This window comes from Shewanella sp. 11B5, from assembly GCF_002836795.1.
GTDB classification, from domain to species: Bacteria; Pseudomonadota; Gammaproteobacteria; order Enterobacterales; family Shewanellaceae; genus Shewanella; species Shewanella frigidimarina.
Genome location: NZ_PJAP01000094.1, coordinates 1 through 1,308, shown reverse-complemented (window position 1 = coordinate 1,308; position 1,308 = coordinate 1). Strand labels below are relative to the sequence as shown.

Genomic DNA, 1,308 nt, shown 5'->3' with positions numbered 1-1,308 from the left:
GCTGAACTTATCATCAGCAATGGCTGATGTTTGAGCTAATGCAAGCATAGCTAATGCACTGAGTCCGATGATGTGACGTTGAAATGTGAGTTTCATGACGCTCCCTCATTGCTGTAATAGCAATTATGTTATTGTTATTAATACTGCCTAGCGTAACAAGTTGATCACTTATGGCGCAATAATTTCTACTAAACTAACCTGAACTCGGGATAAGGGATGAACTTAGCTATTTAAAATCAGCATGTTAACCCAGTTCACTTTCAAGCTTGTCATTTGTTATGCTAATAAGGCGAATTGACGCGTCAATAGCTACCTATTGTAAGTCGATTCAACACAGTTAGCAGGACAAAGGGCTGTTTGAAAGGCGTTTATTATCCCGAGTTCAGGTTAAATTAACATCTGGTCTAATAAAACCGCGCTTCGTCAGTATGACGAAGCGCTAGCAGAACTGAAGTGCGGGACTATTTGGTCCAAGGCAACAGTTTTTGGGCAAATGTATTGGCTACCCCTAATCTAATTGCGGCTTTATGGCGCACGAGATATAGCGCTTGATAGCATAATGGTACCAAGTACAAACTGGTGACAGTTGAAAAGGTTAACCCACCAATAATGGCAATGGCCATTGGCGAATACGGCGGCCCACCACCGCCTATCTGAGTATCTCCCATGGCTAATGGCACTAATCCCAGCACTGTGGTTGCAACCGTCATTAATACCGGACGTAAACGAGTAATACACACGCTAATGATGGTATCACTTAGCTTATCCAAATCGGGTGTCATCTGATTAATTTGGTCTACCAGTACAATACCGTTATTAACCACAATGCCCATTAAAATAAGTATGCCAATCATCGACATTACCGACATTGGCGTGCCTGTTAGCCACAATGCCCAGAACACACCCGTAATTGAGAACATAATCGAAGTGATAATAGCAGTAGGTAGCAGCAGTGACTCAAATAACGCCGCCATGACGATATAAATCATTGCGATAGCCAAGATCATATTTACCGCCATGATGGACTGGTCTTCATCCTGGCGCTCAAAACCACCGCGTAACGAGTAACCGTACCCGTAAGGGAAGTTCACCGAGTCCATCACCTGAGTAATTTTGGTTTGTGCTTCTTCGGTTGTGATATCTTCAAGATTTGCACCAATGGATAAAGCCGTTTGGCGATTAAAATGACGGATAGTATCAAATCGAGGCACCACAGTTGCTTCAGCTAAACTGTCCAGGGTATAAACTCGGTCACCTTGGCGAATAATCGGCAGTTGCTTAAGCTTTTCTAAAGAGTTCTGCCAGCTT

1 protein-coding gene is annotated in these 1,308 nt (G+C 43.2%); it reads right to left on the bottom strand.

Annotated features, from left to right (window positions below; translation table 11 throughout):
* Positions 1–461 precede the first annotated feature (461 nt).
* On the bottom strand, positions 462–1,308 hold an 847-nt coding region (locus CXF78_RS00775; protein ID WP_145991287.1), incomplete at its 5' end, for an efflux RND transporter permease subunit.